General features: G+C 64.9%; 2 protein-coding genes and 1 pseudogene. 1 reads left to right on the forward strand and 2 read right to left on the reverse strand.

All coding sequences use genetic code 11. The features are described 5' to 3' along the window. Positions 1-553, forward strand: a pseudogene (locus tag G3O06_RS47665) (hypothetical protein); the annotation flags it as partial. A gap of 88 nt (positions 554-641) precedes the next feature. On the opposite strand, the gene G3O06_RS47670 reads toward G3O06_RS47665, so the two are convergent. Then, positions 642-1,784: a branched-chain amino acid ABC transporter substrate-binding protein gene (locus tag G3O06_RS47670; protein ID WP_174918400.1), complete on the reverse strand. Its 1,143-nt coding sequence runs from the start codon at positions 1,782-1,784 to the stop codon at positions 642-644. Between the two features lie 415 nt (positions 1,785-2,199). Then, positions 2,200-2,529: nitronate monooxygenase (locus G3O06_RS47675; RefSeq protein WP_205820267.1), on the reverse strand; the 330-nt coding region annotated here is incomplete at its 5' end.

The raw sequence follows: 2,529 nt of genomic DNA on the forward strand, positions 1-2,529 counted from the left end.
TGCGCGCAATAGAAGTCGTGAGCGTCAGCCTGACCGCTTCCGCGTCGGCGCGGCTCGCCTGAAGCCTGGACACCGACGCTTTCAGCGCCTCGCGCTTCTTGCCCCAGAGGTCGAGCTCATACGACGCGCCGCTTATGCCGCGTTCTCGGGCGGGATGGCCATCGCGCGCTTCGCGGGCGACGCCGTGCGGGCCCGCTTCGGCGCGCCGCAGCTCGTGTTCGCGAGCGCGTCGCTCGCCTGTGCGGGGATGATCGGCGCGCTGCTGCTGCCGTATTCGGCCACGGTGCTGACCGGCTTCACGCTGATGGGCCTCGGTCTCGCGAACATGATGCCGGTACTGTTCGCGGCCGCCGCGCGCGTGAAAGGCATCCATGCGGCCGAAGGGCTCGCGCACGTGGCCGGGCTCGCGTATTTCGGCATGCTGTTCGGTCCGGTCGTGATCGGCGCCGTCGCGCAGGCCTCGAACCTGACGATCGGGCTGTCCGTCGTCGCGCTGTGCGCGGCGCTCGTCGCGGCCGTCGCACCGAAGGTGCTCGCGCGGCTGAAGATCTGACGGGGCGCGGCAGGCGCCGGCCCAAAAAGAAAGCGCGCATGCGTTGCCGCATGCGCGCTTTCACCCCTTCTGTTGACCGCTTGTCTGGTTACATCTTCACTTCGTCGAGCAGCGACTTCTTGCCGTTCTTGTAGTTGTACAGCGAGATCACGCCGTGCTGCAGGTCGCCCTTCGAGTCGAAGGTCGTCGTGCCGATCACGCCCGAGTAGTTCGTCGCCGGCATCGCGGCGAGGATCTTCGCCGGATCCGTCGAGTTCGAGCGCTTCATCGCATCGACGATGATGTACACGGCGTCATACGTGAACGGTGCGTAGATCTGGATCGGCTGGCCGAAGCGCTTCTCGTACTTCGCCTTGAACGCCGCGCCGCCCGACATCTTCTCGAGCGAAGCACCGGCTTCCGAGCACACCACGTTGTCGGTCGCGTCGCCGGCCAGGTCGGCCAGCTTTTCCGTGCACACGCCGTCGCCCGCGAAGATCTTCGCGCGCAGGCCCAGCTGCTTCGCCTGTTTCGCGAACGGGCCGCCGGTGGCATCCATGCCGCCGTACATGATCGCGTCCGGATTCTCGCCCTTGATCTTGGTCAGAATCGCGCGGAAGTCGACCGCCTTGTCGTTCGTCGCGTCATGCGACACCACCTTCAGGCCGAGCGCCTTGGCCTTCTTCTCGAACTCGTTCGCGAGACCCTGGCCGTAGGCGGTCGAATCGTCGACCACGGCCACGCTCTTGATGCCCTTCGAGTGCGCGTAGTTCGCGAGTGCCGGGCCCTGCTGCGCATCGGTGGCCACCACGCGGTACGTGGTCTTGAAGCCCTGCTGCGTGTAGGCCGGGTTGGTCGCCGACGGCGAGATCTGCACGATGCCCGCATCGCTGTAGATCTTCGAGGCCGGGATCGACGTGCCCGAGTTCAGGTGGCCGACCACCGCGACGACCTTGTCGTCGACGAGCTTCTGCGCAACCTGCGTGGCCTGCCGCGGGTCGGCCGCGTCATCCTGCGGGTCGAGTTGCAGCGTGATTTTCTGGCCGCCGACCGTGAGACCCTTGGCGTTGATCTCCTCGACTGCGAGACGTGCACCGTTTTCGTTGTCCTTGCCCAGGTGTGCAATGCCGCCCGTCAAGGGCGCGACGTGGCCGATCTTGACGACTTGATCGGCCGCTGCGTTGCCCGCAGCTGCAGCGCACAGCATCGCGGCCGCGGTGATCGGCAACAGCTTTTGCATCTTGATATTCATGTAAGTCTCCAGTTTCGGTCCCAATAAACGCCATCGCCCGGTGCCCCGCTCCATCCCTGTGTTTGCAATCACTGGACGATTCGCCGGTTGCATCGTTCATGCACTTGGCCTCAAGCACGTGTAAACCGCCGCTTTTAGCAGCCGCCCGTCCGTACTTGCGCGCAAGTGTAGGTGATCAAATTAATTTGTGGGACTTTTTTGGGGTAGTGGTAACACTACTGATATGCGCACTTTGGAATGACTACTCGAATATCGCTGCGAGCCCCGCCGGATAAGGGTTTCCGCTAATTCCCGGCGACTTGCCGAAAGGTCGTTTTAAAACATTCCAGGGGCATTTCGATTCGGTATTTTGTGTCCGTGATCATTGAATGAAACGCGCGTGACAACGCGCGTTTCGTCGTCCGATATGAACGATTCAGGCAGCTATCGCACGCCATTCGGCATCGAGTGCGGCAACGAGCTGCGACGTCGTCAGCGCATCGCCGCGCCGCCGCGCGAGCGGCGCGCCCTGACCGGCCCACAGCGACAGGTAGTCGCCGTCGTTCGCGCGCGCGGCGGCCTGGCGCAGCGGCTGCGTGAGCGCGTTCTGCACCGGGTACGGCGCGGCGTCGGCCACGCGTTCGCCGAGCCGGGCCATCAGCGTGTTGCACAGCCCGCGCGCGTGGCGGCCGGTGATTGCGCGCGTGACCTGCGTCGACGTGTCGGCGCTCGCGAGCAGGCGCGCCTTCCAGTCCGCCGCGATCGC

Origin of the sequence: Burkholderia sp. Ac-20345 (assembly GCF_017104825.1) — a bacterium.
In the GTDB taxonomy this organism is placed as follows: Bacteria; Pseudomonadota; Gammaproteobacteria; order Burkholderiales; family Burkholderiaceae; genus Burkholderia; species Burkholderia lata_B.

Bases quoted from the DNA above. Each gene is read 5' to 3' on its own strand.
- G3O06_RS47670 (WP_174918400.1), bottom strand. From the start codon at position 1,784: ATGAATATCAAGATGCAAAAGCTGTTGCCGATCACCGCGGCCGCGATG.